Source organism: Afifella aestuarii, assembly GCF_004023665.1.
Taxonomy (GTDB): Bacteria; Pseudomonadota; Alphaproteobacteria; order Rhizobiales; family Afifellaceae; genus Afifella; species Afifella aestuarii.
On record NZ_SAUF01000001.1, the window covers coordinates 1,729,678 to 1,754,131 of the forward strand.

General features: G+C 62.7%; 30 protein-coding genes and 1 tRNA gene. 21 read left to right on the forward strand and 10 right to left on the reverse strand.

The genetic code is table 11. The annotated features are described in order from the left end of the window. Window positions 1–7: 7 nt before the first annotated feature. The 7 genes from EO094_RS08090 to EO094_RS08120 all read left to right on the forward strand — a co-directional run bounded on the left by EO094_RS08090 (window position 8) and on the right by EO094_RS08120 (window position 4,309). On the forward strand, window positions 8–334 hold the full coding sequence (locus EO094_RS08090; RefSeq protein ID WP_370642313.1) for an XdhC family protein: 327 nt from the start codon (window positions 8–10) through the stop codon (window positions 332–334). Continuing rightward, entirely contained in the window at window positions 334–1,029 is a 696-nt protein-coding gene (locus EO094_RS08095; protein WP_128291697.1) for an XdhC family protein, read from the forward strand. The genes EO094_RS08090 and EO094_RS08095 overlap by 1 nt, the downstream gene beginning before the upstream one ends. Further along, on the forward strand, window positions 1,026–2,648 hold the full coding sequence (locus tag EO094_RS08100) for an NTP transferase domain-containing protein (protein ID WP_128291698.1): 1,623 nt from the start codon (window positions 1,026–1,028) through the stop codon (window positions 2,646–2,648). Before EO094_RS08095 ends, EO094_RS08100 begins: the two co-directional genes overlap by 4 nt. Window positions 2,649–2,709: 61 nt before the next feature. Beyond that, window positions 2,710–3,042 carry a c-type cytochrome gene (locus EO094_RS08105; RefSeq protein WP_246008392.1) on the forward strand — a complete coding sequence of 111 codons (333 nt, stop codon included), beginning with the start codon at window positions 2,710–2,712 and terminating at the stop codon, window positions 3,040–3,042. 102 nt (window positions 3,043–3,144) lie between these two features. Next, window positions 3,145–3,426 (forward strand): usg protein, encoded by a 282-nt coding sequence (locus EO094_RS08110; RefSeq protein WP_128291700.1) that lies wholly within the window; start codon window positions 3,145–3,147, stop codon window positions 3,424–3,426. An 89-nt stretch (window positions 3,427–3,515) separates the two neighbouring features. Next, entirely contained in the window at window positions 3,516–3,908 is a 393-nt protein-coding gene (gene cueR, locus EO094_RS08115) for a Cu(I)-responsive transcriptional regulator (RefSeq protein WP_128291701.1), read from the forward strand. Then, window positions 3,905–4,309: a c-type cytochrome gene (locus tag EO094_RS08120; RefSeq protein ID WP_205649841.1), complete on the forward strand. Its 405-nt coding sequence runs from the start codon at window positions 3,905–3,907 to the stop codon at window positions 4,307–4,309. Before cueR ends, EO094_RS08120 begins: the two co-directional genes overlap by 4 nt. Window positions 4,310–4,327: 18 nt before the next feature. Here EO094_RS08120 and radC read toward each other — a convergent pair whose 3' ends face one another. Then, window positions 4,328–5,032, reverse strand: a complete 705-nt coding sequence (gene radC, locus EO094_RS08125; protein ID WP_246008393.1) for a RadC family protein — start codon at window positions 5,030–5,032, stop codon at window positions 4,328–4,330. 7 nt (window positions 5,033–5,039) lie between these two features. Continuing rightward, on the reverse strand, window positions 5,040–5,843 hold the full coding sequence (gene map, locus EO094_RS08130; RefSeq protein WP_128291704.1) for a type I methionyl aminopeptidase: 804 nt from the start codon (window positions 5,841–5,843) through the stop codon (window positions 5,040–5,042). A 153-nt stretch (window positions 5,844–5,996) separates the two neighbouring features. Here map and EO094_RS08135 point away from each other — a divergent pair, with 153 nt between their 5' ends. From EO094_RS08135 to EO094_RS08150, 4 genes are all read left to right on the forward strand, one after another. Continuing rightward, window positions 5,997–6,758, forward strand: a complete 762-nt coding sequence (locus tag EO094_RS08135) for a competence/damage-inducible protein A (RefSeq protein WP_425455862.1) — start codon at window positions 5,997–5,999, stop codon at window positions 6,756–6,758. A gap of 24 nt (window positions 6,759–6,782) precedes the next feature. Beyond that, window positions 6,783–7,280, forward strand: coding sequence for a xanthine phosphoribosyltransferase (gpt, locus tag EO094_RS08140; RefSeq protein WP_092816248.1), 498 nt, complete (start codon window positions 6,783–6,785; stop codon window positions 7,278–7,280). A 22-nt stretch (window positions 7,281–7,302) separates the two neighbouring features. Next, window positions 7,303–8,751 carry a TrkH family potassium uptake protein gene (locus tag EO094_RS08145; protein ID WP_246008394.1) on the forward strand — a complete coding sequence of 483 codons (1,449 nt, stop codon included), beginning with the start codon at window positions 7,303–7,305 and terminating at the stop codon, window positions 8,749–8,751. Window positions 8,752–8,799: 48 nt separating this feature from the next. Next, window positions 8,800–8,886: transfer RNA gene (locus tag EO094_RS08150), tRNA-Leu, on the forward strand. Window positions 8,887–9,033: 147 nt separating this feature from the next. Here the strand turns inward: EO094_RS08150 and EO094_RS08155 are convergent. From EO094_RS08155 to EO094_RS08165, 3 genes are all read right to left on the reverse strand, one after another. Further along, window positions 9,034–10,749 (reverse strand): PRC-barrel domain-containing protein, encoded by a 1,716-nt coding sequence (locus tag EO094_RS08155; protein ID WP_164879587.1) that lies wholly within the window; start codon window positions 10,747–10,749, stop codon window positions 9,034–9,036. 139 nt (window positions 10,750–10,888) lie between these two features. Next, window positions 10,889–12,025 (reverse strand): FAD-dependent monooxygenase, encoded by a 1,137-nt coding sequence (locus EO094_RS08160; RefSeq protein ID WP_128291706.1) that lies wholly within the window; start codon window positions 12,023–12,025, stop codon window positions 10,889–10,891. Between the two features lie 45 nt (window positions 12,026–12,070). Further along, window positions 12,071–12,307: a zinc-finger domain-containing protein gene (locus EO094_RS08165; protein ID WP_128291707.1), complete on the reverse strand. Its 237-nt coding sequence runs from the start codon at window positions 12,305–12,307 to the stop codon at window positions 12,071–12,073. A 170-nt stretch (window positions 12,308–12,477) separates the two neighbouring features. Between EO094_RS08165 and EO094_RS08170 the strand changes: the two genes are divergently transcribed. The 4 genes from EO094_RS08170 to EO094_RS08185 all read left to right on the forward strand — a co-directional run bounded on the left by EO094_RS08170 (window position 12,478) and on the right by EO094_RS08185 (window position 15,382). After that, on the forward strand, window positions 12,478–13,242 hold the full coding sequence (locus tag EO094_RS08170) for an alpha/beta fold hydrolase (RefSeq protein ID WP_128291708.1): 765 nt from the start codon (window positions 12,478–12,480) through the stop codon (window positions 13,240–13,242). Between the two features lie 242 nt (window positions 13,243–13,484). Beyond that, a complete protein-coding gene (cysE, locus tag EO094_RS08175; RefSeq protein ID WP_092816238.1) occupies window positions 13,485–14,330 on the forward strand; it encodes a serine O-acetyltransferase in 846 nt (281 codons plus the stop codon). 62 nt (window positions 14,331–14,392) lie between these two features. Beyond that, on the forward strand, window positions 14,393–14,605 hold the full coding sequence (locus EO094_RS08180) for a DUF3126 family protein (protein WP_092816236.1): 213 nt from the start codon (window positions 14,393–14,395) through the stop codon (window positions 14,603–14,605). A 249-nt stretch (window positions 14,606–14,854) separates the two neighbouring features. After that, window positions 14,855–15,382, forward strand: a complete 528-nt coding sequence (locus EO094_RS08185) for a gamma carbonic anhydrase family protein (RefSeq protein WP_128291709.1) — start codon at window positions 14,855–14,857, stop codon at window positions 15,380–15,382. A 125-nt stretch (window positions 15,383–15,507) separates the two neighbouring features. On the opposite strand, the gene EO094_RS08190 is transcribed toward EO094_RS08185, so the two are convergent. Continuing rightward, window positions 15,508–16,173 carry a transglutaminase-like cysteine peptidase gene (locus EO094_RS08190; protein ID WP_128291710.1) on the reverse strand — a complete coding sequence of 222 codons (666 nt, stop codon included), beginning with the start codon at window positions 16,171–16,173 and terminating at the stop codon, window positions 15,508–15,510. A 228-nt stretch (window positions 16,174–16,401) separates the two neighbouring features. Continuing rightward, window positions 16,402–17,040, reverse strand: a complete 639-nt coding sequence (locus tag EO094_RS08195; protein ID WP_128291711.1) for a PilZ domain-containing protein — start codon at window positions 17,038–17,040, stop codon at window positions 16,402–16,404. Between the two features lie 243 nt (window positions 17,041–17,283). On the opposite strand from EO094_RS08195, the gene EO094_RS08200 reads away from it, so the two are divergent. Both EO094_RS08200 and EO094_RS08205 read left to right on the forward strand, forming a co-directional pair. Further along, the gene (locus tag EO094_RS08200) at window positions 17,284–17,979 is read left to right on the forward strand and encodes a rhomboid family intramembrane serine protease (RefSeq protein WP_246008395.1); all 696 of its coding nucleotides are present in this window, start codon (window positions 17,284–17,286) and stop codon (window positions 17,977–17,979) included. 140 nt (window positions 17,980–18,119) lie between these two features. Further along, window positions 18,120–18,548, forward strand: coding sequence for a CBS domain-containing protein (locus EO094_RS08205; RefSeq protein WP_128291713.1), 429 nt, complete (start codon window positions 18,120–18,122; stop codon window positions 18,546–18,548). 9 nt (window positions 18,549–18,557) lie between these two features. On the opposite strand, the gene hisI is transcribed toward EO094_RS08205, so the two are convergent. Both hisI and folE read right to left on the reverse strand, forming a co-directional pair. After that, entirely contained in the window at window positions 18,558–18,965 is a 408-nt protein-coding gene (gene hisI / locus EO094_RS08210) for a phosphoribosyl-AMP cyclohydrolase (protein WP_128291714.1), read from the reverse strand. Window positions 18,966–18,983: 18 nt separating this feature from the next. Next, window positions 18,984–19,604: a GTP cyclohydrolase I FolE gene (folE, locus tag EO094_RS08215; RefSeq protein ID WP_128291715.1), complete on the reverse strand. Its 621-nt coding sequence runs from the start codon at window positions 19,602–19,604 to the stop codon at window positions 18,984–18,986. Window positions 19,605–19,727: 123 nt separating this feature from the next. Between folE and EO094_RS08220 the strand changes: the two genes are divergently transcribed. The 3 genes from EO094_RS08220 (at window position 19,728) to thrS (ending at window position 22,612) form a co-directional block, all read left to right on the forward strand. Continuing rightward, window positions 19,728–20,225 carry an iron-sulfur cluster assembly scaffold protein gene (locus tag EO094_RS08220; RefSeq protein ID WP_128291716.1) on the forward strand — a complete coding sequence of 166 codons (498 nt, stop codon included), beginning with the start codon at window positions 19,728–19,730 and terminating at the stop codon, window positions 20,223–20,225. A gap of 82 nt (window positions 20,226–20,307) precedes the next feature. Then, the gene (gene yidD, locus EO094_RS08225; protein WP_246008396.1) at window positions 20,308–20,583 is read left to right on the forward strand and encodes a membrane protein insertion efficiency factor YidD; all 276 of its coding nucleotides are present in this window, start codon (window positions 20,308–20,310) and stop codon (window positions 20,581–20,583) included. A gap of 37 nt (window positions 20,584–20,620) precedes the next feature. Continuing rightward, window positions 20,621–22,612, forward strand: coding sequence for a threonine--tRNA ligase (gene thrS, locus EO094_RS08230; protein WP_128291718.1), 1,992 nt, complete (start codon window positions 20,621–20,623; stop codon window positions 22,610–22,612). Window positions 22,613–22,630: 18 nt separating this feature from the next. Here the strand turns inward: thrS and EO094_RS08235 are convergent, their stop codons facing one another. Next, window positions 22,631–23,764, reverse strand: a complete 1,134-nt coding sequence (locus tag EO094_RS08235) for a hypothetical protein (RefSeq protein ID WP_128291719.1) — start codon at window positions 23,762–23,764, stop codon at window positions 22,631–22,633. A gap of 107 nt (window positions 23,765–23,871) precedes the next feature. On the opposite strand from EO094_RS08235, the gene EO094_RS08240 reads away from it, so the two are divergent. Then, complete coding sequence (locus tag EO094_RS08240) at window positions 23,872–24,453, forward strand: nitroreductase family protein (RefSeq protein WP_246008397.1); 582 nt, start codon at window positions 23,872–23,874, stop codon at window positions 24,451–24,453. The last annotated feature ends 1 nt before the right edge of the window (window position 24,454 follow it).

A 24,454-nucleotide genomic window follows, 5' to 3' on the forward strand; every position in this document is an offset into this window, starting at 1 on the left:
GAGGACCATGGCAGAGATGTTGGAACACGACGCGCTTGCCACAGCTGAAGCCTGGCGCGCGGCCGGACGGAAGGTGGCGCTCGCCACCGTCGTCGAGACCTGGGGTTCGGCGCCGCGGCCTGTCGGCAGCCACCTCGTCATCGACGAAGAGGGCAATTTCGAAGGCTCGGTTTCGGGAGGTTGCGTCGAAGGCGCCGTCGTCGGCGAAGCGCTCGAGCTTCTGGAGAGCGGGGCGACGAAAATGCTCGAATTCGGCGTTGCCGATGAGACGGCCTGGCGGGTCGGTCTCTCCTGCGGAGGCCGCATCCGCGTCTTCGTCGAACCGGTGGCGTGATGGAGCTGTCGCTTCTCAAGGCGCTCAACGAAGAGCGCGCCGCCCGGCGCGCCGCCGTCCTCATCACCGATACGGCAAGCGGCGAGGCACGTCTCGTCAAAGAGAGCGAGGCTGCGGGAGATCCGCTCGCGGGGGAACTTTCAAGGCGTCTTCGCTCCGGCCGATCCGGGATGCTGGAGGATGGCCGGACTTTTCTGACCGTCGCGGTGCCGCCACCACGGCTCGTTGCGATCGGGGCCGTGCATATCAGCCAGGCCCTGGCACCGATGGCGAAACTTGCGGGCCTCGACGTCACAATCATCGATCCGCGCACGGCCTTTGCGACGGAAGAGCGGTTCCCGGGTGTTTCGCTCATCGCAGAATGGCCTGAAGAGGCGCTCAAGAATATCCCCTTCGATGCCTATACGGCGGTCGCCGCGCTCACCCATGATCCGAAGATCGACGATTTCCCGCTGCGGGAGGCGCTCGCCGCCGGCTGTTTCTATGTCGGGGCTCTCGGGAGCCGGAAGACGCACGGCAAGCGTGTGGAGCGGCTTCTCGAAGCCGGTGTCGGCTCAGCCGATGTCGAGCGGATTCATGCGCCGATCGGTCTCGACATCGCTGCGGCCTCGCCGGCCGAAATCGCCGTCGCCGTTCTTGCGGAAGTGATCGCGGCGCTCCGCAAGGGCCCGTCGATGGCACGTGAGGCCGCTTGAAGTTCGGCCCGATCGCGGTCGCAGAGGCCGAAGGTGCCATCCTGGCCCATAAGGTCCGGGCAGGCGACCTGTCGCTGAAGAAGGGCGCGCGGCTGAGTGCCGAGGACATCGCACGGCTTCAAGCTGCCGGGATCTCTGAGGTCATTGCGGCGCGGCTCGATGCCGGCGACGTCCATGAAGATCAGGCCGCCGAACGCATCGCCCGCGCGATTGCCGGCGGGCATCTCCGCATCGAGGCGCCGTTCACCGGACGCTGCAATCTTCACGCCGAAGCCCCTGGAGTCTTTAGAGTCGACAAAGATCTGATCGACGCCCTCAACCGAGTTGATCCGGGGCTGACGGTGGCAACGCTTGCGCCGTTCGAAGCGGTCGAAGCGGGCCGCATGATCGCGACGGTGAAGATCATCCCTTTCGCACTCTCTGAAGAGGTTCTCGAGACGGCCGAGAGGCTTCTCGCGAGCCATGGACCGCCTCTGTCCGTGGCGGCGTTCCGCCCTTGCCGGGTCAGCCTCGTGTCGACATGCCTGCCATCGACGCAGGCGAAGATGCTCGACAAGACGCGGCGTGTGCTGGAAGCCCGGCTCGAGAAGGCGGGGGCGAGCCTCACCGACGAGACGCGCGTCGCGCATGTGACCCAAGCATTGGCGGAGGCGTTGCGGCAGCCGGCGTCGGAAGGTGCGGATATGATCGTCGTCTTCGGGGCTTCCGCGATCACCGATCAGGACGACATCATCCCGGCTGCGCTCCGCATGGCCGGCGGTCGCGTTCTGCATTTCGGCATGCCGGTTGATCCGGGCAATCTTCTCCTCATTGGCGAACTCGGCGGCCGCCCGGTGATCGGGGCTCCCGGTTGCGCCCGCAGCCCGAAAGAGAACGGATTCGACTTTGTGCTGAATCGCTTCCTGGCGGGACTTGAGGTCAAGCCTGAAGACATCATGGGGATGGGCGTCGGGGGTCTGTTGTCGGAGATCGTATCGCGGCCGCAACCTCGTCAGCCGTCCGAGGGGGATGGCGGTGTGGCCGCCATTGTGCTTGCGGCCGGGCGTTCGCGGCGTATGGGCGGTCCGAACAAGCTTCTCGCCCGGTTCGACGACGTGCCGCTCGTGCGTCGCACCGTGGAGACGGTCACAGCTTCCGGCGTCTCGGAGGTCGTGGTGGTCACCGGCCATATGCGCGAGGCAGTGGAAGAGGTGCTTGAAGGAAGCGGAGCGCGCCTCGTTCACAATCCCGATTTTGCCGAAGGGCTCGCAAGCTCTCTGCGGGTCGGATTGCGCGCCTTGCCCGAAGACGTGTCGGGTGCGCTCATCGTCCTTGCCGATATGCCAGGGCTGACACGCGAAGCGATTGGCCAGATGCTCGCGGCCTTCGAGCCCGACGCCAGCCGCAGCATCGTGCTTGCGACCGCGTCGGGGAAACGCGGCAATCCGGTTCTCTGGGCGCGCCGCTATTTTGACGAGTTGTTGCAGGTGAGTGGTGACACCGGCGGCCGGCATGTGATCGGGCTTTATCCCGACGACGTCTTTGAGGTCGAGATCGGCGCGGCCGCGCGGCTCGACGTCGACACGCCCGAGGCGCTGCATGCCGCCGGTGGTGTAATCGATCTAGCCCGCGAGGGTTGATCCTGGTCATGGTGAAGTCGGAGGTCGCCGCTATTCTGCGCTCATGAGGGGATCGATCGCATTGGCGGGCCTGCTTCTGCTGGCAGCCGCGCAGGGGGCTGCGGGCCAGAACATCGCCCGCGGCGAAGCGCTGGCTGAAGAGTATTGCTCCCGCTGTCACGCCGTCGGATCGACGGGCACGAGCCCAATGCCGCCTGCGCCAGCCTTCCGCGATCTGTCCGAGCGCTATCCGATCGACACATTATGGGAAGCTCTTGCGGAAGGCATCGTGACCGGCCATCCGGCCATGCCGGAATTCCGCTGGCCGCCCGCCGATATCGACGACATTCTTGGCTATATCAGCTCGATCCAGCCGTCGGAGGACGGTCCGGCTGCTGGCAGCACTCCTGAGTGAAGGCTGCTAAGCCATTGTTCACGCTTATGATTTCGACCAAGGGCTAGTAGACTTTTAATCTCTGAGACGCAATCATTGCACCTCCTGACCCAGGAGGAGAGCATGCAGCAGAACAGCGAGGAGAGTGATCTCGGCCGCCAACTCGCCGGTTATGGCCTGACGACCGCCAGTGTTTTCTACTACATGCCGGAGCGCCCGAAGCTCATTCAGAGCTTCGTCTGGCAATTCTACGACGTAGCGCCCGACCATCCGCGATTGGAGCGCTTCCTCGATTATTGGCGCCGCGAGATCGATGCGGCCATCCATTCGGTTGAGATTGCCCATGAGCGTCTGATCAAGCCGTCGGAATGGCGTCTCGCGGCTTTCGAAGGGCGGCTCAACTAAAAGCCCGAAGAGGAATCGGGCGCTCGGCCATCCCTTGACTTTCCAGTGGCTGGAACCCTTATCCAGCAGGAAAGCGTGGGAGTTGGCGCATGAATATCGGCGATGCGGCGCAGGCCTCCGGCCTGCCCCCAAAAACGATCCGCTATTACGAGGATATCGGGCTCGTACAGCCGGACCGGCGCGGCAACAATTACCGCGACTATTCCGATACCCACGTCCACAATCTGCAGTTCCTGGCGCGCGCCCGATCTCTGGGATTTTCCATCGAGGAATGCCGTCAGCTTCTGTCTCTCTACGCAGACCGCTGCCGGGCGAGTGGCGACGTGAAGGCGATTGCGATCCGCCATATCGGTGAGATCGAGCGCAAGATCGCCGAACTTCAGGCGATGCACGATACGTTGTCCAATCTCGTCGAGGCCTGTCATGGCGACCATCGTCCCGATTGCCCGATCCTCAAGGATCTGGCCGGGGGTGGGACGTGACGTCGAAGGCGATCTCTTTCGTCGTCCTGGCGCTTGCGATCGCCGCTTTCCTCGCCATCCGGGCGTTTGTGCCTGGCAATGGCGATGCCCGGATTGCGGACGTCAAAGTGCCGGAACTTTCGCCCGACGCTGAGGCGGGCAGGGCGCTCTTTGCGGAGAACTGCGTCGCCTGTCATGGCGAGAGTGCCGCCGGGACAGAAGCCGGGCCGCCGCTCGTGCATGCGGTCTACGCGCCTCAACATCACAGCGATCAGGCGTTTCAGCTTGCCGTGGCCCGCGGCGTGAGCGCGCATCATTGGAGCTTTGGCAACATGGCGCCGGTGGAAGGTCTGTCTCAGGCCGAGGTGAGCAAGATCGCCGCCTATGTGCGCGAATTGCAGCGCGCGAACGGGATTCTGTGAGCGCGGCCCAAGCCGGTGCTACATCAGCCCCATGCCGCGAAAGCTCGCATGGCCGTCACGGCCGATGATGATGTGATCGTGCACAGTCACCCCCAAAGGCTTGCCGACGTCGATGAGCGTCTTCGTCATCTGAATGTCGGCGCGAGACGGTGAGGGGTCGCCGGATGGATGATTGTGGACCAGAATGAGGGCGGTCGCCGAGAGTTCGAGGGCGCGGCGCATCACTTCGCGCGGATAGACCGGGGTGTGATCGACCGTGCCCCTCTGCTGCACCTCGTCGGCGATGAGTGCGTTCTTCTTGTCCAGGAACAGGATGCGGAACTGCTCGCGATCCTCAAATGCCATCGCCGTGCGGCAATAGTCGAGAAGCGTCGACCAGGAGCCAAGAACCTGACGGCTTCTGACTTCGTGACGCCCAAGACGTTCGGCGAAGGCGCGCAGCAATTTCAGCTGCAGGATGACGGCGTCGCCGACGCCGTCGATTTCCTTCAGACGTGTCGGCGAGGCGGCCAGAACTTCGCCGAGAGAACCGAAGGTGGCGAGCAGAGCCTTGGCGATCGGCTTCGTGTCGCGCCGGGGTAGGGCGCTGAACAGAGCGAGCTCCAAAAGCTCGTAATCCGCCAGCGAGTCGGCTCCTGCCTCGCGAAAACGGCTGCGCAAACGGTCTCGGTGGCCGTGATAATGGATCCGGGCAGGGCCGGCCTCTTCGAAATCAAAGCCCACGGAGGTCTCAGGGCCGGCCGTAGCCGGCCGGCGACAGCGTGAAGATTTCCACCCCGTCCTCCGTGACACCGATGGAATGCTCGTATTGCGCGGTGAGGGACCTGTCACGGGTCACAGCCGTCCAGCCGTCGTTCAGGAGTTTAACGTGCGGGCGTCCGAGATTGATCATCGGTTCGATCGTGAAGATCATCCCAGGTTCGAGCGCGAGCCCTTCGCCGGGACGCCCGTAATGCAGGATATTCGGCGGTTCGTGGAAGGCCAGCCCGACGCCGTGGCCGCAGAAATCGCGCACGACCGAACAGCGCTCGGCTTCCGCGTAGCTTTGGATGGCATGACCAATATCGCCGAGCGTCGCGCCGGGTTTCACCGCGTCGATCCCGCGCATGAGGCACTCATAGGTGACCTCCATCAGCCGTTCAGCCGCCCGCTTGATCTGGCCAACCGCGTACATGCGGCTTGAATCGCCATGCCAGCCGTCGAGGATGAAGGTGACATCGATATTGGCGATGTCGCCCTCTTTGAGCGGTTTCTCGTTGGGGATGCCGTGACAGACGACATGATTGAGCGAGATGCACGAGGCTTTGCGGTAGCCGCGATAATTGAGCGTTGCCGGGAGTGCATCATGCTGAAGCGCGAAATCGTAAACGAAATCGTCGAGCTCTTGCGTGGTGACGCCCGGTTTGACGCGCTCGGTCAATTCATCGAGGCAGGTGGCAGCGAGCTGACCGGCCCGGCGCATGCCGACAAAACCTTCCTCGCCGTAGGTATGGATGGAGGCCTTTTCGCGCTGGCCTGAAAGTGCGTTCTGCATAGGATGGAACCGTCCTTATTCGGCGACAAGCTAGCCGATTGAGGCGTCCCTTTTAAAGGGGAGATGGAGCATTTCAGCTTCCATATGGGGAAGGGGGCGGCGGCAAGCCAGATTGGACTTGCCGGCAGCTACGACAAAGGGCACTCAGTCTCAATGAGCGAGATCGAAGCGAATACCGCACACCCGACTGGGGCCGCGCCCCGGGCAGCCATGCTGGTGATCGGCGACGAGATCCTGTCGGGCCGCACCAAGGACAAGAACATCGGCACACTTGCCGATTTCTGCACCGACCTCGGGATTGATCTGGAGGAAGTGCGGATTGTCGGCGATCAGAAGCATGCGATCGTGGCGGCGCTGAAGGCGCTGTCGGCGGCTTATGACATTGTCTTCACCTCCGGCGGTATCGGCCCGACGCATGACGACATCACGGCGGATGCGGTTGCGAGCGCGTTCGATCGTCCGCTCATTCATCATCCCGAGGCGGTTCGGATTCTGCGGGAGCGGGCCGAGGCGCGCGGCTGGGAGCTCAATGAGGCGCGCCTCAGAATGGCGCGGACGCCGGAAGGCGCCGACCTCATCGCCAATGCGGTCTCGGGCGCCCCCGGCTTCAAGATCGGCAACGTCTATGTGATGGCGGGCGTGCCGGCTGTGATGGAGGCAATGCTTGCGGCACTTGCGCCCATACTGCCGCATGCCGCGAAGATCATGTCTGTGACGATCGAGGCGGGACGCGGGGAAGGAGAGATCGCTGATTGGCTCTCCGACCTTCAGGACGAGCACCCGGAGGTGCGTTTCGGTTCCTACCCCTACCAGGACGGAAGGCGCTTCACGACCCGCATCGTGATCCGCTCACGGGATGGAGAGGCGCTAAAAAAGGCAGCCGAGGCCGTGGAAAGCCGCCTGCAAAGCGGATAAGAGGCCGGAAAGAACGAGAGAGATATGGTGCAAGAAAAGGCCTTCCCGGTTTCCTGGGAGCAGTTTCATCGCGACGCGCGGGCGCTGACCTGGCGGCTCGCCGGCGCCGGCCCCTTCGAGGCAATCGTGTGCATCACGCGGGGCGGGCTCGTGCCGGCGGCCGTCGTGTCGCGCGAACTTGAAATCCGGCTGATCGAGACGGTCTGTGTCGCGTCCTATCACGACTACAAGACACAGGGCACGACCGAGGTCCTGAAGCCGATTTCGGAGCAGGTGCGCCATCTCGGCGGAGCGGGCGGCAAGGGCGTCCTCATCGTCGACGATCTCGTCGATACCGGAAAGACTGCCGCCATCGTGCGAGAAATGTTGCCGGATGCGCATTTCGCTACGGTCTATGCAAAACCCAAGGGGCGCCCGCTGGTCGATACGTTCGTTACGGAAGTGTCCCAGGATACCTGGATTTATTTCCCGTGGGATCTGGGGTTGAGCTTCCAGCCGCCGATTTCCGGCGCACCCAGCTGACGCCACGCGCGCAGGCGACATCTTGCTTCGGTATCAACCTATCCTGGCGATAACCGGCCTCCTTCTGGTGGCGCTGGGCGTGGTGATGATTCTGCCGGCCCTCGTCGATCTTTCGGCCGGCAATCCCGACTGGATGGTGTTTGCGCTCTCAGGCGTCGTGACGGCCCTCGTCGGTGCGGTGTTCGCCATTGCGGGGCGCGAGGACGAGCCGGTCGGTCTCAACCTCAAGCAGGCCTTCATTCTCACCACCGTCCTGTGGTTCGTACTGCCGGGGTTCGCGGCTCTGCCGTTCCTCGGCCTCGATGTCGATTATGCGGACGCCTTCTTCGAGACGGTCTCCGGCATGACGACGACGGGTTCCACCGTCCTCACGGGCCTCGACAGTCTGCCGCCCGGCATTCATCTCTGGCGCTCGCTCCTGCAATGGATCGGCGGCGTCGGCATCGTCGTCATGGCCATCATCATGCTGCCGTTCCTGAAGGTCGGCGGTATGCAGCTCTTCCACGCGGAAAGCTCCGACCGTTCGGAGAAGGTGCTGGCGAAGTCGTTCGATCTCGCCGCCTGGATCGGCGGCATCTATGTTGGCCTGACGCTCCTCTGCGCGCTCGCCTATGCGGCCGGCGGCATGACCTTCTTCGATGCGATCTGCCATGCGATGACGACGCTCTCGACCGGCGGCTTTTCGACCCACGACGCGTCCTTCGGTTATTTCGGCGATAATCCGGAGCTTCTTTGGACAGGCAGCTTCTTCATGCTGGCGGGGGCCATGCCTTTCGTGGCCTATATCGGCGCGTTGCGTGGTCGTCCGTATGAGATCTTTCGCGATCCTCAGGTGCTTGCGCTTGTCGGTCTCCTGCTGATCGTGTGTACGGGCCTTGCGGTCCAGCTGACGCTGACGGGCGAGTTCACTTTCGGCCAGGCTCTTCGGCACTCCACTTTCAACGTCGTTTCCGTGGTGACGACGACCGGCTATGCCTCGCTCGACTACACGCAGCTCGGCACTTTTTCGGTCGGCCTTTTCTTCGTGCTCACCTATGTGGGGGGCTGCACCGGCTCCACGGCCGGCGGCATCAAGATCTACCGTCTCGTAATCCTGTGGGAGATCATCCGGCGCCAGATCCGGCTTCTCGCCCATCCTTCGCGCGTCGATCCGCTGCGCTATGCCGGCCGTCGTATCCCGGCCGATGTTCCACCCTCGGTCCTTGCCTTCCTGACGCTTTATGTCGGGACCACGGTGATCATCACGATGATTCTCGCGGCGCTCGGCCTCGACTTCGTCACCGCCATTTCCGCGGCGGTGACTGCGGTCGGCAATGTCGGTCCCGGGCTTGGCGAGATCGTGGGGCCGGCCGGCAATTTCGGGTCGCTTCCGGATGCCGCCAAGATCGCGCTCACTTTTGCGATGGTGCTGGGGCGGCTGGAGCTCTTCACGGTCCTGGTGCTTTTCGACCCGGCCTTCTGGCGCTGGTGAGACGCCTCTTGCCGGCCGTCATAAGCCCGGCTAGGCAAAGTGCTACGCGCGGGCGTGGCGGAACAGGTAGACGCAAGGGACTTAAAATCCCTCGGTTGGAAGACCATGCGGGTTCGAGTCCCGCCGCCCGCACCATTCTGCCACCTCAGTTCTCTGCTCCCCCTTGTTGGAAAGGGCAGGACCCGGGCCGCTCGGTCTCAAGCCCCTGATTTCGTAGGGGCCAAAGAAAAACCCGCCGGCCGGAGCCGACGGGTCGTGTCTGTCTGAGTGAACGCTGGGTGCTTACTGCACGCCTTCGTATTCCGGCGCGTCTTCCAGCTGATTCTCGGTGGCATTGATCGAATAGCGGGTTTCGCCGTTCGCATCCTTCTGGACGTTGAGCGTGTCATACTCAACCGCAACCGGCTTCTCGCCGATGCCCAGGAAGCCGCCGACATCAATGATCACAGCGCGGACATCGCCATTCTGGCCGACAATCACATCGTCGATATCACCGACGCTCTCGTCGTTGCTGCCATAAACAGTGGCGCCCATAATGTCCTCGGCGCTCATGCCGCTCGGCTGCGCACCACCCGGAACGGACTTGCTCGAAGCCATGTCGTTCTGATCGCGCGAAGCGGTGGTCATCGATCCCGCGCCGGCACTTTCATTTGTGCCCGATGTGGTCGTGTCGGTCTGACGGTTCTGTGCCGTCTGCGAACCTGTGGTATCTGCGTTCATGTCGCTGCTGTTGCTGGCGACATCGCCTTCACGGTCTGACATGTCCCACTTCGGCGCGTTCTCCAGATCGGCGCGCGTCATCGGGATCGTGAGGCGCGGCTCATCCTCGTTCGATGCCTGGGTCATTTCGATCTGGTCGAATTTGACGGCCACAGGCTTCTCGCCCACGCCGAGGAACCCGCCCACATCGATCACGATCGAGTCGATCTTGCCGTTGTCGGCAAGGATGACATCGTCGATCTCGCCGACGCTCTGCTGCTGAGCATCCGGGTTGGCGGCGAGCTGGTTATTCTCGCCGCTCTGCCCAGTACCCGTGGAGCCGTCGCCAGTCGCCGAAGCCGGACGGTTCGTCGCCATTTGCTGGTTGGTGCTATCGCCGGAGGCCGTTCCGTTCGTGCCCATGGCCGTCGTCTGGCCGCTGGCGTCGGTCTGGACCTGGTTCTGCATATCGGTCACAGGTTCGCCGCTCGCCATGGTGTCGTTCTGACCCGTAGAACCGCTGGCCTGACCGCTGTCGGTGTTATTCTGCATGGCCTGCTGCTGGCCGGCCTTGTCACCCATGGAGCCGGCGCCCGTCGCGTCCTGACCCGTGGTCGACGAGTAGACTTCCCGTCCGAGCCAGTCGCTCAGGCGGGTTTCGCCCTGCTCCGGTTGCGCAAACGCGGTCTGGCGATCCTGGCCGCTCATTGCGCTGTCTTTGGTCGTCTTTGTGCTCGAGGCTGTCTGCTGCGACTGATCCTTCGTCATGGCCCCGCTTGCAGCGCCAGCCGAAGAGGCGGTCGTCGCGGACGCATCCGTGGAGCTCGCGCTGTCGTTGCCGCCTTCTTTCTGCATATTCGCATAGCTGCGCTGGTTGTCGTTCTCCTGGAACTCAGGAGCGTTCTTCAGTTCTTCCTCGGTGGCATCCACGACCAGGCGCATTTCGCCATTCTGATCCTGGGTCACCTGGAACTGATCGTAATCCAGGGCGACTTCTTTTTCGCCGAGGCCGAGAAAGCCGCCGACGCCGATAATAGCGGCAGTGATGTTGCCGTTCTCGTCGACGAGAAGATCGTCGATATCGCCGACTTCTTCAGCGTCCGGTCCGGCCGAGGAGTAGACGGTCTGGCCCATCCAGGATGAGGCGAGATCCTCGCCCTGCTTCTGCTGCGTCTTGACGCCCTGGGTGGTGGACTGAGCCTGCGTCGTCTCGTTCTGAGTGGCCGGCTGCGTCTGGGCGATCGCGCCGGTGGTCAACAGTGCGGCAATCGCCGTACTCGCCATCAATGTGCGGATCATATAGTAATCTCCTTGCATCTCGGATGCTATTGAGGCCGCGCGGATATGTGTGGAAGCCGTTCGCGCGGCCGTTACCACCCGACAACGTTAAATGGTCGATCGGGTTCCGATTGCGGAGATGTATTACGCTCTGAAATGCTTAGGCGGTAAAAGAATATAGCCAATCCTGGCGGCGCATCAAAACTTCGCCGGGAAGCGCCAGAAGCGCTGTGTTCCTAAGGCCCGCGACGAGACTGGGCATGGTGTAGATCTGGAGATTGCTCTCCGCCATCGATACAACCTTACGGACGCGTGTCTTGCGCGAAAGCTCGTAGCGGGCGAGTTTTCCAGAAAGCGCTCCGTCGCCTGCGAGCTCGGCGGAAAGCGTCGCGGCATCCTCGATCCCCATTGCTCCTCCCTGAGCGGCTGTCGGCAACATGGCGTGGGCGGCATCGCCGATGAGAACGGCACGCCCTTTTGTCCAAGCGAGGCTCGGGTCGACGGTCTGGAGCGGCCAGGGCAGCCATTTGTGGCGTAGGGTCTCAGAGCCGAAAAATGCTGTGAGCTCGGGCGCCGCATGGGAGAGTGCAGGTCCCGATTGGCCGGTCGCTCTTTGCGGCTCGATTGCCACGATGTTGAGGCGTTCGCCCCGCCGGATGGGATAGTAAACAACGTGCCAGCCGGGGCCCATCCATAACGTGGTGCAACTCGTATCGAGCCAGTCGGGCGCGGCCGAGACGTCGATGCTCACGCGCCAGGCGACATGTGTCGAAGAGGAGGGGTCGGCCCCGGAGACGAGCTTTCGGCGTACGACCGAACGAAGCCCGTCTGCTCCGACGACGAGATCGGCGTGATGTTCCGTGCCGGCAGCCTCGAAGGCGACACCGCTCTCTTGCTCGTCAAAAGCCTCCACACCTGCGCCGAGATGAAGGCGCACCGTGGCCTCTTTGCGAACTGCCTTCAAAAGGACGTCTTGCAGGTCGGCGCGATGGATCAGCCAGTAGGGCGCGCCGTAGCGCGCTTGCGCCCATTCTCCCAACGGGAGCGTTGCGAGGAGGTTGAGGCGCTGGCCGTTGCCGATCTGCAGCTTGTCAGGCGCGACGACGCATCTGCCGAGTTCCTCTCCGAGTCCCAGCGCGAGGAGAATCCGGGAGGCGTTGGGCGACAACTGGATGCCGGCGCCCACTTCTTCCAACGTCTCGGCACGCTCGAAGAGATCGAGCTCGAAGCCCCTGCGCGCCAGCGAAAGTGCGAGAGTCAGGCCGGAGATGCCGGCCCCGATGACGGCGATGCGCATTCTATAAGAAAGGGCAGGGACGGGTGCCCATGCTCCCCTTCAGCCTCATTCCTGGTAAACGGCTTCGGTCGGACGCGCCTGCTTCGGGCTGAGCGAACGATCGAGCTTGTAGAGGGTCGAGCAGTACGGGCAGATGATTTCGTGCTCGTCGCCCATGTCGAGGAAAACATGCGGATGGTCAAACGGGGGCAGAGCGCCGATGCACATGAATTCGCTGGCGCCGACCGAAATCGCCTCCACTCCGCCGGTATTATGAAAATGCGGAACCACGTTCTCCGCCATCGTCACTCGTCCTGTGCGCTGTTGCTGGTTTGCGGAACATAGGCGTGCACGGGCGGCGGGCCAATGTCAAAATTCCAGCTCCTCGCGGTGCCGGCTCGTGCATCGCGTTGACCGTCTGCCACATGAAGGGCTAAGCGGCGGCATGATCCATTTGCACGTCCATCCTTCTCATGCCCTCCTTTGAAACGTCAGACGGCGTCGCCATCGCCTATCTCGACCAGGGAGAGGGCGAACCGCTTCTCCTTATCCATGGCTTCGCTTCGAGCCACCGGGTCAACTGGCAGTCCACCGGCTGGGTGTCGGCCTTCAATGAGGCCGGATATCGCGTCATCGCGCCTGACAATCGCGGCCATGGCTGGTCCGACGCACCGCATTCCGCCGACGCCTATGGCATGGACCGGATGGCGCGGGATATGCTGGAGCTTCTCGATCATCTCGGCCTCGAACGAGCCCTCATGATGGGATATTCGATGGGCGCGCGGATCGCCGCGCATCTTGCCGTCGCTGCACCCGAGAAGGTTGAAGCCCTCGTTATCGGCGGGCTCGGCGATCAGCTCATCCAGGGGTTCGGCGAGGCTGATGACGTTGCAGCCGGCATGCGCGCCGCCTCCATGGACGAGGTCGTTGGCGAGACCGCAAAAGGATTTCGCGTCTTCGCCGAACAGACCGGTTCGGATCTCCTGGCGCTTGCCGCCTGTATGGAGGCGGGCCGCGAGAACCTTACTCCCGATATGCTCGGCAAGCTCACGATGCCGGTCCTGATCGTCGTAGGGTCCGAGGATGAGGTGGCCGGCGATCCGGAAGCGCTGGCAAAACTCATCCCCGGCGCCGAGACCGCGATCATCCCGCGGCGTGACCACATGCGCGCGGTGGGGGACAAGGCGACCAAGGCCGCCGTTCTGGAGTTTTTGGAGAGGCTGCGCAAAGCAGCTTAACGGCGTCAGCGCGTGGTGGGCGATGGGTGCGAACCGGCGCCGATCATGTCGGCGAGCTGTTGACCCCGGGTCGCGCCGGCATATGCTGATTTTCAATGGAAGCTATATAACACGGTGCGTGGTCCGCGAGAGCGGTGGCGAAGGCAGAGAGAGCCTGCAAAACCTCTCTGGCCAACTGGGCGCACCGCACCAGATATCCGGGCGCCGGAGAACCGGATCGTGACGCAGCGAGAGGAGCCGATATGGCTGTCGAACAAACCCGCCTGAGCTCGGGAGCCGAAACGGTCGATCCGGTCTGGGCGCAGCTGCGCCGCGAAGCCGAGGACATCGTCGCCCGCGAGACCGTGCTGGCCGCCTTCATCTATTCGACGATCTTGAACTATCCGCGGCTGGAGGATGCGGTCGCTCACCGTGTCGGCGACAGGCTGCGCCATCCCGGCATTTCGACGGGCCAGATCATCCGGTCCTTCGGCGAGATGTATGAGGATCAGCCGGAACTGTCGGAGGTTCTGCGCATCGATCTGATGGCCGTCTATGACCGCGATCCGGCTTGCGAGCGGCTGATCGAGCCGGTCCTCTATTTCAAGGGTTTCCACGCGATCCAGTCGCACCGGCTGGCGCATTGGCTTTGGCAGCAAGGTCACAAGGATTACGCGCTTTATCTGCAAAGCCGGGCTTCGGAAGTTTTCCAGGTCGATATTCATCCCGCCGTTCCTCTCGGCCGGGGGATCTTCATCGACCACGCGACGGGTATCGTGATCGGCTCCACGGCCGTGATCGAAGACGATGTCTCGATCCTGCAGAACGTGACGCTCGGTGGGACAGGAAAATCCTGTGGCGACCGCCATCCGAAGATTCGTCATGGCGTCCTCATCGGCGCCGGCGCCGAGGTTCTCGGCAATATCGAAATCGGCCATTGCTCGCGGGTGGCGGCCGGCTCGGTCGTGTTGAAACCGGTGCCGCCTATGGTCACGGTTGCGGGCGTGCCGGCGCGAATCGTCGGAAAAGCGGGCCGCGACGAACCCGGTCGTTCCATGGATCAGCTCTTGCGCGAGGCGGAGCAGGGCAGCGACGACGTTTCCGGCTGAGCCGGTTGAGATCGGCCCCTCGTTATGTCAGGACGGGCCAAACCAAGTTAAAGGGTGTCGCGTTGAGCATCGACGAACTGAAAAAACTCCAGGCCTACCTGCAGAGGCTTTTCGACAACGAGAAGATCCAGGTGAAGGCTCGGCCGCGGAAGGACGATTCGGCGGAGGTGTTCGTCGGCGAGGAATTCGTCGGCCTCATTTTCCGGGACGATGAGGATGAGGATCTCTCCTACAATTTCTCGATGGCGATCCTGGATTTCGACCTGCGCGCCTGAAGGCCGCCGCAGACGAACATGACGTGAAAATGCGGGCGGTCGCGGTGAGCGGCCGCCCGTATCTCGTTGGGCCCATCTGAGACGGTTACGTTATCTTTCCAGCGATCGCGACGTGCACCTTGACGTGCTTCGTCGCTTTGCGCCGCGGGGAAGCAGGGCCTGAGATCGTGTGTCTCGGACTTGTGGTGGCGGGGCTGTGGAGTGCATGTTCAGGCACGGTGTTTCTCAGTTCCTGGTGGCTGCCCGCACATGAGCATTTATTGTCTGAAAGAACGGAAGCCTGACCTGCCCGAGAGCGGGGCGTATTGGATCGCGCCCTGCGCAAGTGTGATCGGCGACGTGCGCCTGGGAGAAGACGCGAGCATCTGGTTCGGCGCTGTCCTGCGGGGCGACAACGAGCCGATCACCGTCGGCCCTCGTTCCAACGTTCAGGATCTCAGCGTCATCCATACCGATCCCGGGTTCCCCTGCACGATCGGTCGCGATTGCACGATCGGCCACCGCGCCATCCTGCATGGCTGCACGATCGGGGATTTTTCACTCGTCGGGATGGGCGCGATCGTTCTGAACGGCGCCAAGATCGGCCGTTTCTGTCTGATCGGCGCCGGCGCCCTCATCACCGAGGGCAAGGAGATCCCAGATTATTCTCTCGTCGTCGGTTCCCCGGGCAAAGTGGTGCGCACGCTCGACGAGGCTGCGCAGGAGGGCCTGCGGGAATCGGCCGCGAGATATGTCGACAACGGCCGACGCTTTCGGGAATCGCTCGGAGAAATATAGAACGCTCCTGCCTGACACCCAGAATTTCCCCGCTCGATAAAGCGCCGGCCGGCCTCCTTTCGGAGACCGGCCGCTGAGCCCGGTCGGGGACGGGAGAGTTTGGAGGCGACCAGGCTAGGTCAAATTCAGCGTACGCGACCTGTGGCGTCGAGCGGCTGCCAGCGGGAATCGTCGATGGCGACCCACTTCTTCGGATCCGCGATGTCCTGCCGTTTCACGTAACGGTAGCCGGTCTCGCTCCACAGCCGGATATCGGAGACCTTGTTGTCGAGCACGTAGTCGCCGCGATCGGTGCGCACCACGAGCACAGCATGGCCGGCGCCCACTTCGTCGAAAACGACGGCGACCAGAAGGTCGGATGTGGGCCAGCCGCGTGCCACGAGCTGCTTGCGCTTCAGAAGTACGTAATCCTCGCAATCGCCGTAGCCCTGCGGGAGTGTCCAGACTTCTTCCTGCCCATAATATTCTTCGTCCGTCACCGCTTTGACAGTGTCGTTGACGTAATTGTTGACTCGCACAAGATCCTGCCAGCGCGACGGCGTCAGCTGTATGGGCGAGCGGCCGCCATGAACCGCGCATTCGTCCGGAAATGATTTGCAGAAGGCACGATGTCCGATGGGTGGCGAGGCATAGCGTCCCGTGCGCATAACCGGCGCGCTGATGCTGCCCGTGATCCTGATGCCAAGACCGGAGCTTGTCTGTTGGGCCTGGACCTCCGCCGGGGCCGCCACAAAGATGGCGAGGGCAAAAGCTGCCCCAAGCACTGTTCCGGTCACTCTGTTCAACCGCATATCGCGATCCCCCGTTTTGGGAGACCGTATCCCCGGCCGCTTATGCGTGGGCTAAGCGGTTCTTTCGGAGTTTCACGCTTTCGGCAAGCTCTTCTTTACGCTGCCTACCATTTGGTTGAAATCAGGAAGTTTTCCTGAAATTGTCGGCAAGTTGAAGTGCTTTTACATCAGAGTCGATTATCGGTCTGGTTAAAAAGATGTTGTTACGAAGAGGGGCAAAGAGGGGCGTCATAGACTCCCGTCTGTGAAGAACTCTTCCTCGATAATCTGCTCGATCTCTTCTTCCGACATGATGCGCATAAATTCGATGGCGATGCCGTCGCTGAAATGGCGTACGACGCGTCCTCCAAGTCGGCCGAGATTGACGCGGGAGCCGATCGGCGGGCGCTCTGAAATCGCCAGCGCTGCGCCGGTCTTCGACATGTCGATGATCTTGCAATCGACCTGCCTGCCGCCGGGCAGGGTGACCCGAGTTTCCGTGGTGGCCGGCACACGCCGCACGGAGCGGCGGTCGTCGCGGAGCTTGAGCACGTCGCGCCGTCCGAGCCAGGCGAGCGTATTCGCGAGCTTTTCCCGTTTGCGCGCAGACGCCGTGATCGTGATGGCGAAGCCATTTTGCGTGTGCCGCGTAATGATGCCTTCGATGCGCCCAATCTGCTCGGCATAGATGATGATCTTCTCGCCGACATTCCCTTTGAGAGGACTGATGATCGCGGCCCCGCCTGCGGAGACGTTGCGCATCTCGCATGGGTTCTCTTCCTGATCCGCAAACATGCAGCGGCCGAGCAGGTTGACCTCGACACGCTCGTGTTGACGACGATTGCCTTCAGGGTCCTCCACGGTGATCTCCACCGTCTCTTCGGGCATGTCAGTGTCTGTGGAAGCGATGGTCATTGCTCGTGAAGCCAGGCGCCTGTGGCAAAACTATCATAGTGCAAGTTAACCATCTGTAAGCGTGTGTGGCAGAAAGAAACAGTGTTTTTCCAAGTCTTTTCCTTGCCCGGACGCTCTGTGCTTGCGAAGGGGTGGGCCGTAATCCCCCGGATGCTCCACCTTTTCGCCTGTCTCCGAAGAAGCGACCCGCCCATGCAAGAACGAGAACGAGAGAGAATGTTCAACCTGCCGACGGTCCTCGTATGGACGGTCGGTGCGCTCCTTATCGTGCATGTCATCCGCGCCCTGTTGCCTTACCAGAGCGACGTCGAGGTGCTCATGACGTTCGGCTTCGTGCCGGCACGCTATACGGGTGCGGCTTCATTCCTCCCTGGAGGGATCGCTGCCTGCTTTTGGACGCCCCTCACTTATGCGCTGCTGCACGCCGACTGGCTGCATCTCGGCGTGAACGTTCTTTGGATGCTGAGCTTCGGGAGTGCCGTGGCGCGGCGTTTCGGAGCCTCGCGCTTCCTCGTCCTGCTGCTGGTGACGATCGCCGCGGGTGCGCTCGCGCAGTTTCTGGCGATGCCGGGGAACGAGACCCTCGTCATCGGAGCTTCCGCTGGCGTCTCCGGCATTACGGCTGCGGCCGCGCGTTTCGCCTTTGCGCCGGGCGGTCCTCTGGCGGGGGGAGGCGCGCGCCCGGAAGCCTACCTCGTGCCAGATCCTGGTCTGAGAGCGAGCCTTCTCAATCCGTACTCCGCTTTCTTCATTTTGATGTGGTTCGGCATCAATCTCCTGTTTGGAGTCGGCGGGCAGATGCTCCCGGGTGTGGGAGGCGCGATCGCCTGGCAGGCCCATATCGGCGGGTTTCTCGCAGGCCTTCTTCTTTTTCCTTTTTTCGATCCGGTCGGACGCCAAACTCGTTCATAGGCTCCTAGGAATCTTGGTTCTTTGAGAAAACTCGATCTCAGAAGAGTTCAAACTTATGCCGTCTCGCCCTAGGATACCGATAAGCGGACGAAACAAACGTTCGCATTCGGGCAAATGTCCGCATTCGGGGAGGACTAGATATGCATGTACGGCAATTGCTGGAGAGCAAAGGCAATGACGTCGTGACGTGCCGGCCGCAGATGAGCCTGCACGAAGTCGCCGTCACATTGTCAGAACATCGTATCGGCGCGGTCGTCGTGACCGAGGACGCGGCCATCAAAGGTATTTTGTCGGAGCGCGACATCGTCTCTGCTGTCGCCCGCGAGGGGTCAGGGGCGCTCAGTCAGCCGGTGGCCAATTTTATGACGGCGCGCGTGCGGATCTGCCGAATGCATCATACGACCGACGATCTCATGGAAATGATGACCAATGAGCGGTTTCGCCATCTGCCCGTCGAGGAGGATGGCAAGCTCGTCGGGATCATCTCGATCGGGGACGTAGTCAAACGTCGGATCGCCGAGGTGCAGAACGAAGCCGAAGCGATCCGGGAATACGTGACGCAGGGATGATCGGAACGCCTAATCGCGAATGCGGAGGCGCAGTCCCTCGGGCGTTGCCTCCGCGGTGCGGTAAAAGCAGTCGGTGCGGCCGGTGTGGCAAGTCCTGGCGCGATCGGCCACCGCGACGCGCGCGAGAAGACAATCCTGGTCGCAGTCGATCCTGAGCTCGATCAGCTTCTGGATGGCGCCGGAGGTCTCTCCCTTCTTCCACAGGGAGTTCCGAGAGCGGCTGAAATAGTGCACCTCGCCAGTGGCGAGCGTGAGATCGATAGCCTTGCGGTTCATCCACGCCATCATCAGGACATCGCCGCTTTCGGCATCCTGGGTGATGCAGGGCAGGAGGCCCGCTTCGTTGAAGCGGGGCCGGAAGTCCTGCGTCTCTTCGATGACGGCCTCGGGAGAGGCCGTTGCCTGATCATCCTTCATCGACACCGGCGTCCGTGATCAGCGGCCTGTCGGACGCACGAGATTGAGGAATTTTTCGCGTTCGGCTGCCTCTTCATGGAAGAGGCCGGTGAAGCGCGACGTCATGGTGGACGAGCCCTGCTTCTGCACGCCACGCATCGACATGCACATATGTTCGGCTTCCACCATCACCGCGACTCCGCGCGGGCTCAAAGCGTTTTCGAGCGCATCGGTGATCTGAGCCGTCATCGTCTCCTGCGTTTGCAGGCGGCGCGCGTAGGCTTCCACGACGCGAGCCATCTTCGACAGCCCGACGACGCCGTCGTTCGGGTAATAGGCGATATGCACATGCCCGAAGAAGGGGAGCATGTGATGCTCGCAATGCGAGTAGAAGGCGATGTCGCGGACCAGCACCATGTCGTGATAGCCGCCCACATCCTTGAAGGTGCGCGCGAGCAATGTCCCCGGATCCTGGGGGTAGCCGGCGTAAAGCTCCTCATAAGCCGAAACCACGCGCCGCGGCGTGTCGCGCAGACCCTCGCGGTCGGGGTCGTCCCCGAGCCAGGCGATCAGCGTTCGCACGGCAGCTTCTGCCTCCTCGCGGCTTGGCCTCCGACCCGCCACCGCGGCCGAGGAGAAGAGCTTCAACGTGCTGTCCATCTTGCGTCCTTTCGAGACGTGCCGGCCGCTCTCGGGTGGAGGTGTGACGCCGGCCTGTCGAACCTATATAAGGCGAAGTAATGATTTTGCCCAAGCTCGGCCACCCCCCGAGCGGAGTGACCTATGATCGACGACGTCTATAACGCCAAAATTCTGGAATTCGCAGGGAACATTCCCCGCATCGGACGGCTTGCCGATCCCGACGCGAGCGCCAAGGCGCATTCGCGCTTGTGCGGCTCGACGGTCACCGTCGATCTGAAGCTGGAGGATGGCCGGATCGCGGATTTCGCGCATGAAGTGAAGGCCTGTGCGCTCGGCCAGGCGTCTTCCTCCATCATGGCGCGGACGGTGATCGGTTCGACGCCCGACGAGCTGCGGCAGGTTCGTGAGGAAATGCGCGCCATGCTCAAGGAGAACGGCCCGTCGCCGCAAGGCCGCTGGGCCGATCTTCGTTTTCTCGAGCCGGTGCGCGATTATAAGGCGCGGCATGCCTCGACGATGCTGACATTCGACGCCGTCGTCGATGCGCTCGATCAGATCGAGGCGGCTGGCCACGAAGGTTCGTCCTCGTTCGAGAACGGGCAGAGCCGGAAAGCCGCCGGCGCCGGTCAGGCCGCGTGACGCTATGGAGAGGGCCGAAGGATCAGAAGGCGGTCGGCTGAAGCCGCGGCGTTTCTCGCCCGTCGCCAGTGGTCTCCTCGGAATGATCAGGATTTATCAGCTCTCGCTGTCCTCGATCATGGGCCGCACGTGCCGGCATTTGCCGAGTTGTTCGGAGTATACGAGCGAGGCGATCCGCACCTTCGGCGCCTGGCCCGGGCTGTGGATGGGGCTTGCCCGCTTCTCGCGCTGTCATCCTTTCGGCAGCAATGGGCTCGACCCGGTGCCAGCCCGCTTGCCCGACAATGCCCGCTGGTATACGCCGTGGCGCTACGGCCTATGGACGGGCCGACACATCACCGAACGCTTTTCGGATTGAACTATGGAGCGGGCCGATGGGCCCGGACTTTGCTGTCATGAGCCGGATTAGACTTCCCGACGGCCAGGAGCGCAGCTTGCCCGAAGGGGCGAGCGGTGCCGATCTCGCTGCGTCGATCTCCAAATCTTTGGCGAAGAAAGCCGTTGCCGTCGAAGTCGACGGGCAGCTCGCCGATCTCGCCGACAGGCTGCCGGAAGGCGCTACGGTGAAGATCGTCACGCGCGAGGATCCGCAGGCGCTGTCCCTCATTCGTCACGATTGCGCCCATGTCCTCGCGGAGGCCGTGCAGGAGCTCTTCCCCGGCACGCAGGTCACCATCGGGCCTGTGATCGAGGACGGCTTCTATTACGACTTCTTCCGCCAGGAGCCGTTTTCGACCGAGGACTTCACCGCCATCGAAGCGAAGATGCGTGAGATCATCGCGCGCAACCGCCCCTTCACGAAGGAGGTGTGGGACCGCGACGAGGCGAAGCGTGTCTTCGGCGAAATGGGCGAGCAGTTCAAAGTGGAACTCGTCGATGCGATTCCCGAAGGCGACGACGTCAAGATCTATCGCCAGGGTGACTGGTTCGATCTGTGCCGCGGCCCGCATATGGATTCGACCGGCCGGATCGGGGACGCCTTCAAGCTGACGAAACTGGCCGGCGCTTATTGGCGCGGCGATTCCAGCCGCCAGCAGCTGCAGCGCATCTACGGCACCGCCTGGACCTCCAAGAAAGAGCTCGACGCCTATCTCACCATGATCGAGGAGGCGGAAAAACGTGACCACCGCCGTCTCGGGCGCGAGATGAACCTGTTTCATCTGCAAGAAGAGGCGCAGGGGTCGGTCTTCTGGCATCCGAAGGGCTATGCCGTGTGGCGGGTGCTGGAGGATTACATTCGCCGGCGCCTCGATGAGGATGGCTATGTGGAGGTGAAAACCCCGCAGCTTCTCGATTCGAGCTTCTGGGAGAAATCCGGGCACTGGTCGAAATTCCGTGAAAACATGTTCGTGGTCCCCGATCAGACCCCGAATACGGAAGAAGATGGGCCGGTTCTCGCCGACGAGGTCGATACCTGGCTGGCGCTCAAGCCGATGAACTGCCCGGCGCATGTGCAGATCTTCAAGCACGGGATCAAATCCTACCGCGACCTGCCGATCCGCATGGCCGAATTTGGCTGCTGCCATCGCAACGAAGCGCATGGTGCACTTCACGGGCTGATGCGCGTCCGGCAGATGACCCAGGACGATGCGCACATCTTCTGCACGGACGAGCAGGTGGTGAGCGAGACCGAGCGCTTCCTGAAGCTGTTTGCGCGCGTCTATACCGATATGGGCCTCACCAATATCCGCTATAAGCTCGCGACCCGGCCGGAGACCCGCGCCGGCGACGACGCCACCTGGGATCGTGCCGAAAAGTCGCTCGCCGATGCTCTGACGGCGGCCGGTGTGGAGTTCGAGATCGCCGAGGGCGAGGGGGCGTTCTACGGCCCGAAGCTCGAGTTCCACCTGACCGACGCGATCGGCCGGACCTGGCAGTGCGGCACGTATCAGCTCGATTACGTGCTGCCGGAGCGGCTTGATGCGTCTTACGTCGGCGAGGATGGCGAGCGTCACCGTCCGGTGATGCTGCATCGGGCCGTCTTCGGCACGTTCGAGCGCTTCATCGGCATCGTTCTGGAGCATTATGCCGGGCGCCTGCCGCTCTGGCTTGCGCCGGTGCAGGCGGTGGTCGCGACGATCGTCTCGGAAGCCGACGATTACGCGCGCGAGGTTGATGAGAAGCTGAAGGCTGCGGGCCTTCGCACTGTCGCCGACCTCAGGAACGAGAAGATCAATTACAAGGTCCGCGAGCACTCGGTCGGCAAGGTGCCGGCGATGCTCGTCGTCGGCCGTCGTGAAGCGGAAGAGGGAACGATTTCTCTGCGCCGTCTCGGCCAGAAAGATCAAATGACACTGCCTCTCGAAGAAGCGCTTCGCCGCCTGAAGGAAGAGGCGACGCCGCCTGATCTTCGGCCGGCCGGGGAAGCCCAGGCCGCCGCGGCATAAGTCTCAAAGTGCCTGGCTCTAACGAGCCAGGCGCATCCCCTCCGGGCGAACGAGGTCGGTCAGCCGGACTTCGACGTCGCGGTTCATGCCGGCCTTGATCTCGAAATCACGGGCATAGGTCGTGTCGTCGTGGCGCGCGACCGCGGTGTAGGTGCCTTCGGCAAGGATGATGTGAGGGAAGGCGCCGACCGATTCGTGAATCGTGTCGCCGCCTTGCGTCAGCACCGTCCAGCGTGTGTTGGCGAGCGCTTCGCCGCCCTCTTGTTCCACCAACTTCAGCGTCACCTCGGCACCGGCGTGGTGGATGACCGCCTCGGTCAGCTCGCCGGGTTTCACCTCGATTTCCGCACGCACGATGGCGTTGAGGGTGCCGTACCGGCTGACGACGCTGTAGGTGCCCGCATGCAGCCGCACGATGTGACCGGCTTCCGCGTCGGGCGTGACCAGCTCGCGCTTGTCGTTTTCCGCCTCATAGAAGATCTCGAAGGTGACCTTGTCCTCGTCGACGGGGAAGTCGTCACCGACCACTGCCGAAAGTCGAAGCCCTCCCGCCTCCAGAACGAGATCCTCGGTTTCCGGAACGCCGTTCAATTCGATGCGCTGGGTAGCGCCCGCCCGGCCAAAAGCGGCATGCACGTAATAGGCGCCGTCGGGCAGGGTGAGTCGCGCCGTTCCGCCGGATGACGTTGCGATCAGCGGCAGGCTGCCGTCTTCGCTCGGTGTGGTGCCGAAGATCCTCCAGGTCAGACCCTGGGTGAGGTCGGGGCTGTCATCTGTCAGGCGCGCATTCAGCGTGAGGACGTTGCCGCCGAGCAGCAATCCCTTTGCATCGCCGTCCGGATTGTCCGGAAAGATGATGGTTTCTTCCGGTCCGGGCAGATTGAACTCGCTCGAAGGCGCGACGAAGTCGAGCTTGTGAGGCGGATCTTCCTGCCGGGGAGGCGGGGGCCCGTCCTTGCGAAAGATGCTCCTCGGCTCGTCTCCTTGCGGAGGAGCGCCCGGACCGAGATCTGAGGGGCCGGGCCCGAAAAAGCCTGCTCCGCTACCGCCCAGGCCGTCTTGAGCAGAGGCTGGTGCGGTTGCGAGCGCTCCGCCGAAGGCGGTCGCCACGGTCGCGAAAGCTAGGACAATAGCCGGGGTGAAGCGGATCATCGGCTCATGCTGTTGATGGTTCTTCCTGGTCGTAAGCGGCGAACCATGTCGATTTCAAGGTTGAAACGGCCCGAGCCATGATGGAAACCGTTCGGCACAAAGGCAAAATGACACAGGCGACGATGCACGACCTTCTCGACCATTTGCGCAAACGTCGGAGCACACCCTCCGTCCAGCTTGGCGATCCGGGGCCGGATCCAGAAACGTTATCCGATATTCTGACCATTGGTGCGCGTGTGCCCGACCACGGCAAGCTCGCACCCTGGCGCTACATTATCTATGGCCGCGAGGACCGGCAACGTTTGGCGGAAACGCTGAAAGCCTTGGTTCTGAAGAGCGGTGATCCGGAAGCCGAACGCAAAGCGGGAAAGGCCGCCCAGTTTGCGGTTGCGCCGGTCGTCATCGGCGTTGTCTCGACAGCGGCCGCGCATGCGAAAGTGCCGGTCTGGGAGCAGGAGCTGACGGCGGGCGCCGTTTGCATGAACCTCCTGCACGCAGCCGCGGGCCACGGTTTCGGCGCCCAATGGCTGACGCAATGGTTCGCCTTCGATGCGGAAGCGCTTCGCGCGCTCGGCGTTGGTGAGAACGAGAAGCTTGCCGGCTTCATCCATATCGGAACGGCGAGCCAGGAAACGCCGGAACGCGACCGGCCGGATATCTCCGCGCTCACGACTTTCTTTTCTAACTGAG

What these genes read in the sequence shown, in the direction of transcription:
- EO094_RS08090 (WP_370642313.1), top strand. Translation starts at nt 8, where the DNA reads ATGGCAGAGATGTTGGAACACGACGCGCTTGCCACAGCTGAAGCCTGG.
- EO094_RS08095 (WP_128291697.1), top strand. Translation starts at nt 334, where the DNA reads ATGGAGCTGTCGCTTCTCAAGGCGCTCAACGAAGAGCGCGCCGCCCGG.
- EO094_RS08110 (WP_128291700.1), top strand. Translation starts at nt 3,145, where the DNA reads ATGCAGCAGAACAGCGAGGAGAGTGATCTCGGCCGCCAACTCGCCGGT.
- cueR (WP_128291701.1), top strand. Translation starts at nt 3,516, where the DNA reads ATGAATATCGGCGATGCGGCGCAGGCCTCCGGCCTGCCCCCAAAAACG.
- map (WP_128291704.1), bottom strand. Translation starts at nt 5,843, where the DNA reads ATGCAGAACGCACTTTCAGGCCAGCGCGAAAAGGCCTCCATCCATACC.
- EO094_RS08135 (WP_425455862.1), top strand. Translation starts at nt 5,997, where the DNA reads ATGAGCGAGATCGAAGCGAATACCGCACACCCGACTGGGGCCGCGCCC.
- gpt (WP_092816248.1), top strand. Translation starts at nt 6,783, where the DNA reads ATGGTGCAAGAAAAGGCCTTCCCGGTTTCCTGGGAGCAGTTTCATCGC.
- EO094_RS08155 (WP_164879587.1), bottom strand. Translation starts at nt 10,749, where the DNA reads ATGATCCGCACATTGATGGCGAGTACGGCGATTGCCGCACTGTTGACC.
- EO094_RS08160 (WP_128291706.1), bottom strand. Translation starts at nt 12,025, where the DNA reads ATGCGCATCGCCGTCATCGGGGCCGGCATCTCCGGCCTGACTCTCGCA.
- EO094_RS08165 (WP_128291707.1), bottom strand. Translation starts at nt 12,307, where the DNA reads ATGGCGGAGAACGTGGTTCCGCATTTTCATAATACCGGCGGAGTGGAG.
- EO094_RS08170 (WP_128291708.1), top strand. Translation starts at nt 12,478, where the DNA reads ATGCCCTCCTTTGAAACGTCAGACGGCGTCGCCATCGCCTATCTCGAC.
- cysE (WP_092816238.1), top strand. Translation starts at nt 13,485, where the DNA reads ATGGCTGTCGAACAAACCCGCCTGAGCTCGGGAGCCGAAACGGTCGAT.
- EO094_RS08185 (WP_128291709.1), top strand. Translation starts at nt 14,855, where the DNA reads ATGAGCATTTATTGTCTGAAAGAACGGAAGCCTGACCTGCCCGAGAGC.
- EO094_RS08190 (WP_128291710.1), bottom strand. Translation starts at nt 16,173, where the DNA reads ATGCGGTTGAACAGAGTGACCGGAACAGTGCTTGGGGCAGCTTTTGCC.
- EO094_RS08195 (WP_128291711.1), bottom strand. Translation starts at nt 17,040, where the DNA reads ATGCCCGAAGAGACGGTGGAGATCACCGTGGAGGACCCTGAAGGCAAT.
- EO094_RS08200 (WP_246008395.1), top strand. Translation starts at nt 17,284, where the DNA reads ATGTTCAACCTGCCGACGGTCCTCGTATGGACGGTCGGTGCGCTCCTT.
- EO094_RS08205 (WP_128291713.1), top strand. Translation starts at nt 18,120, where the DNA reads ATGCATGTACGGCAATTGCTGGAGAGCAAAGGCAATGACGTCGTGACG.
- hisI (WP_128291714.1), bottom strand. Translation starts at nt 18,965, where the DNA reads ATGAAGGATGATCAGGCAACGGCCTCTCCCGAGGCCGTCATCGAAGAG.
- folE (WP_128291715.1), bottom strand. Translation starts at nt 19,604, where the DNA reads ATGGACAGCACGTTGAAGCTCTTCTCCTCGGCCGCGGTGGCGGGTCGG.
- EO094_RS08220 (WP_128291716.1), top strand. Translation starts at nt 19,728, where the DNA reads ATGATCGACGACGTCTATAACGCCAAAATTCTGGAATTCGCAGGGAAC.
- yidD (WP_246008396.1), top strand. Translation starts at nt 20,308, where the DNA reads ATGATCAGGATTTATCAGCTCTCGCTGTCCTCGATCATGGGCCGCACG.
- thrS (WP_128291718.1), top strand. Translation starts at nt 20,621, where the DNA reads ATGAGCCGGATTAGACTTCCCGACGGCCAGGAGCGCAGCTTGCCCGAA.
- EO094_RS08235 (WP_128291719.1), bottom strand. Translation starts at nt 23,764, where the DNA reads ATGATCCGCTTCACCCCGGCTATTGTCCTAGCTTTCGCGACCGTGGCG.
- EO094_RS08240 (WP_246008397.1), top strand. Translation starts at nt 23,872, where the DNA reads ATGACACAGGCGACGATGCACGACCTTCTCGACCATTTGCGCAAACGT.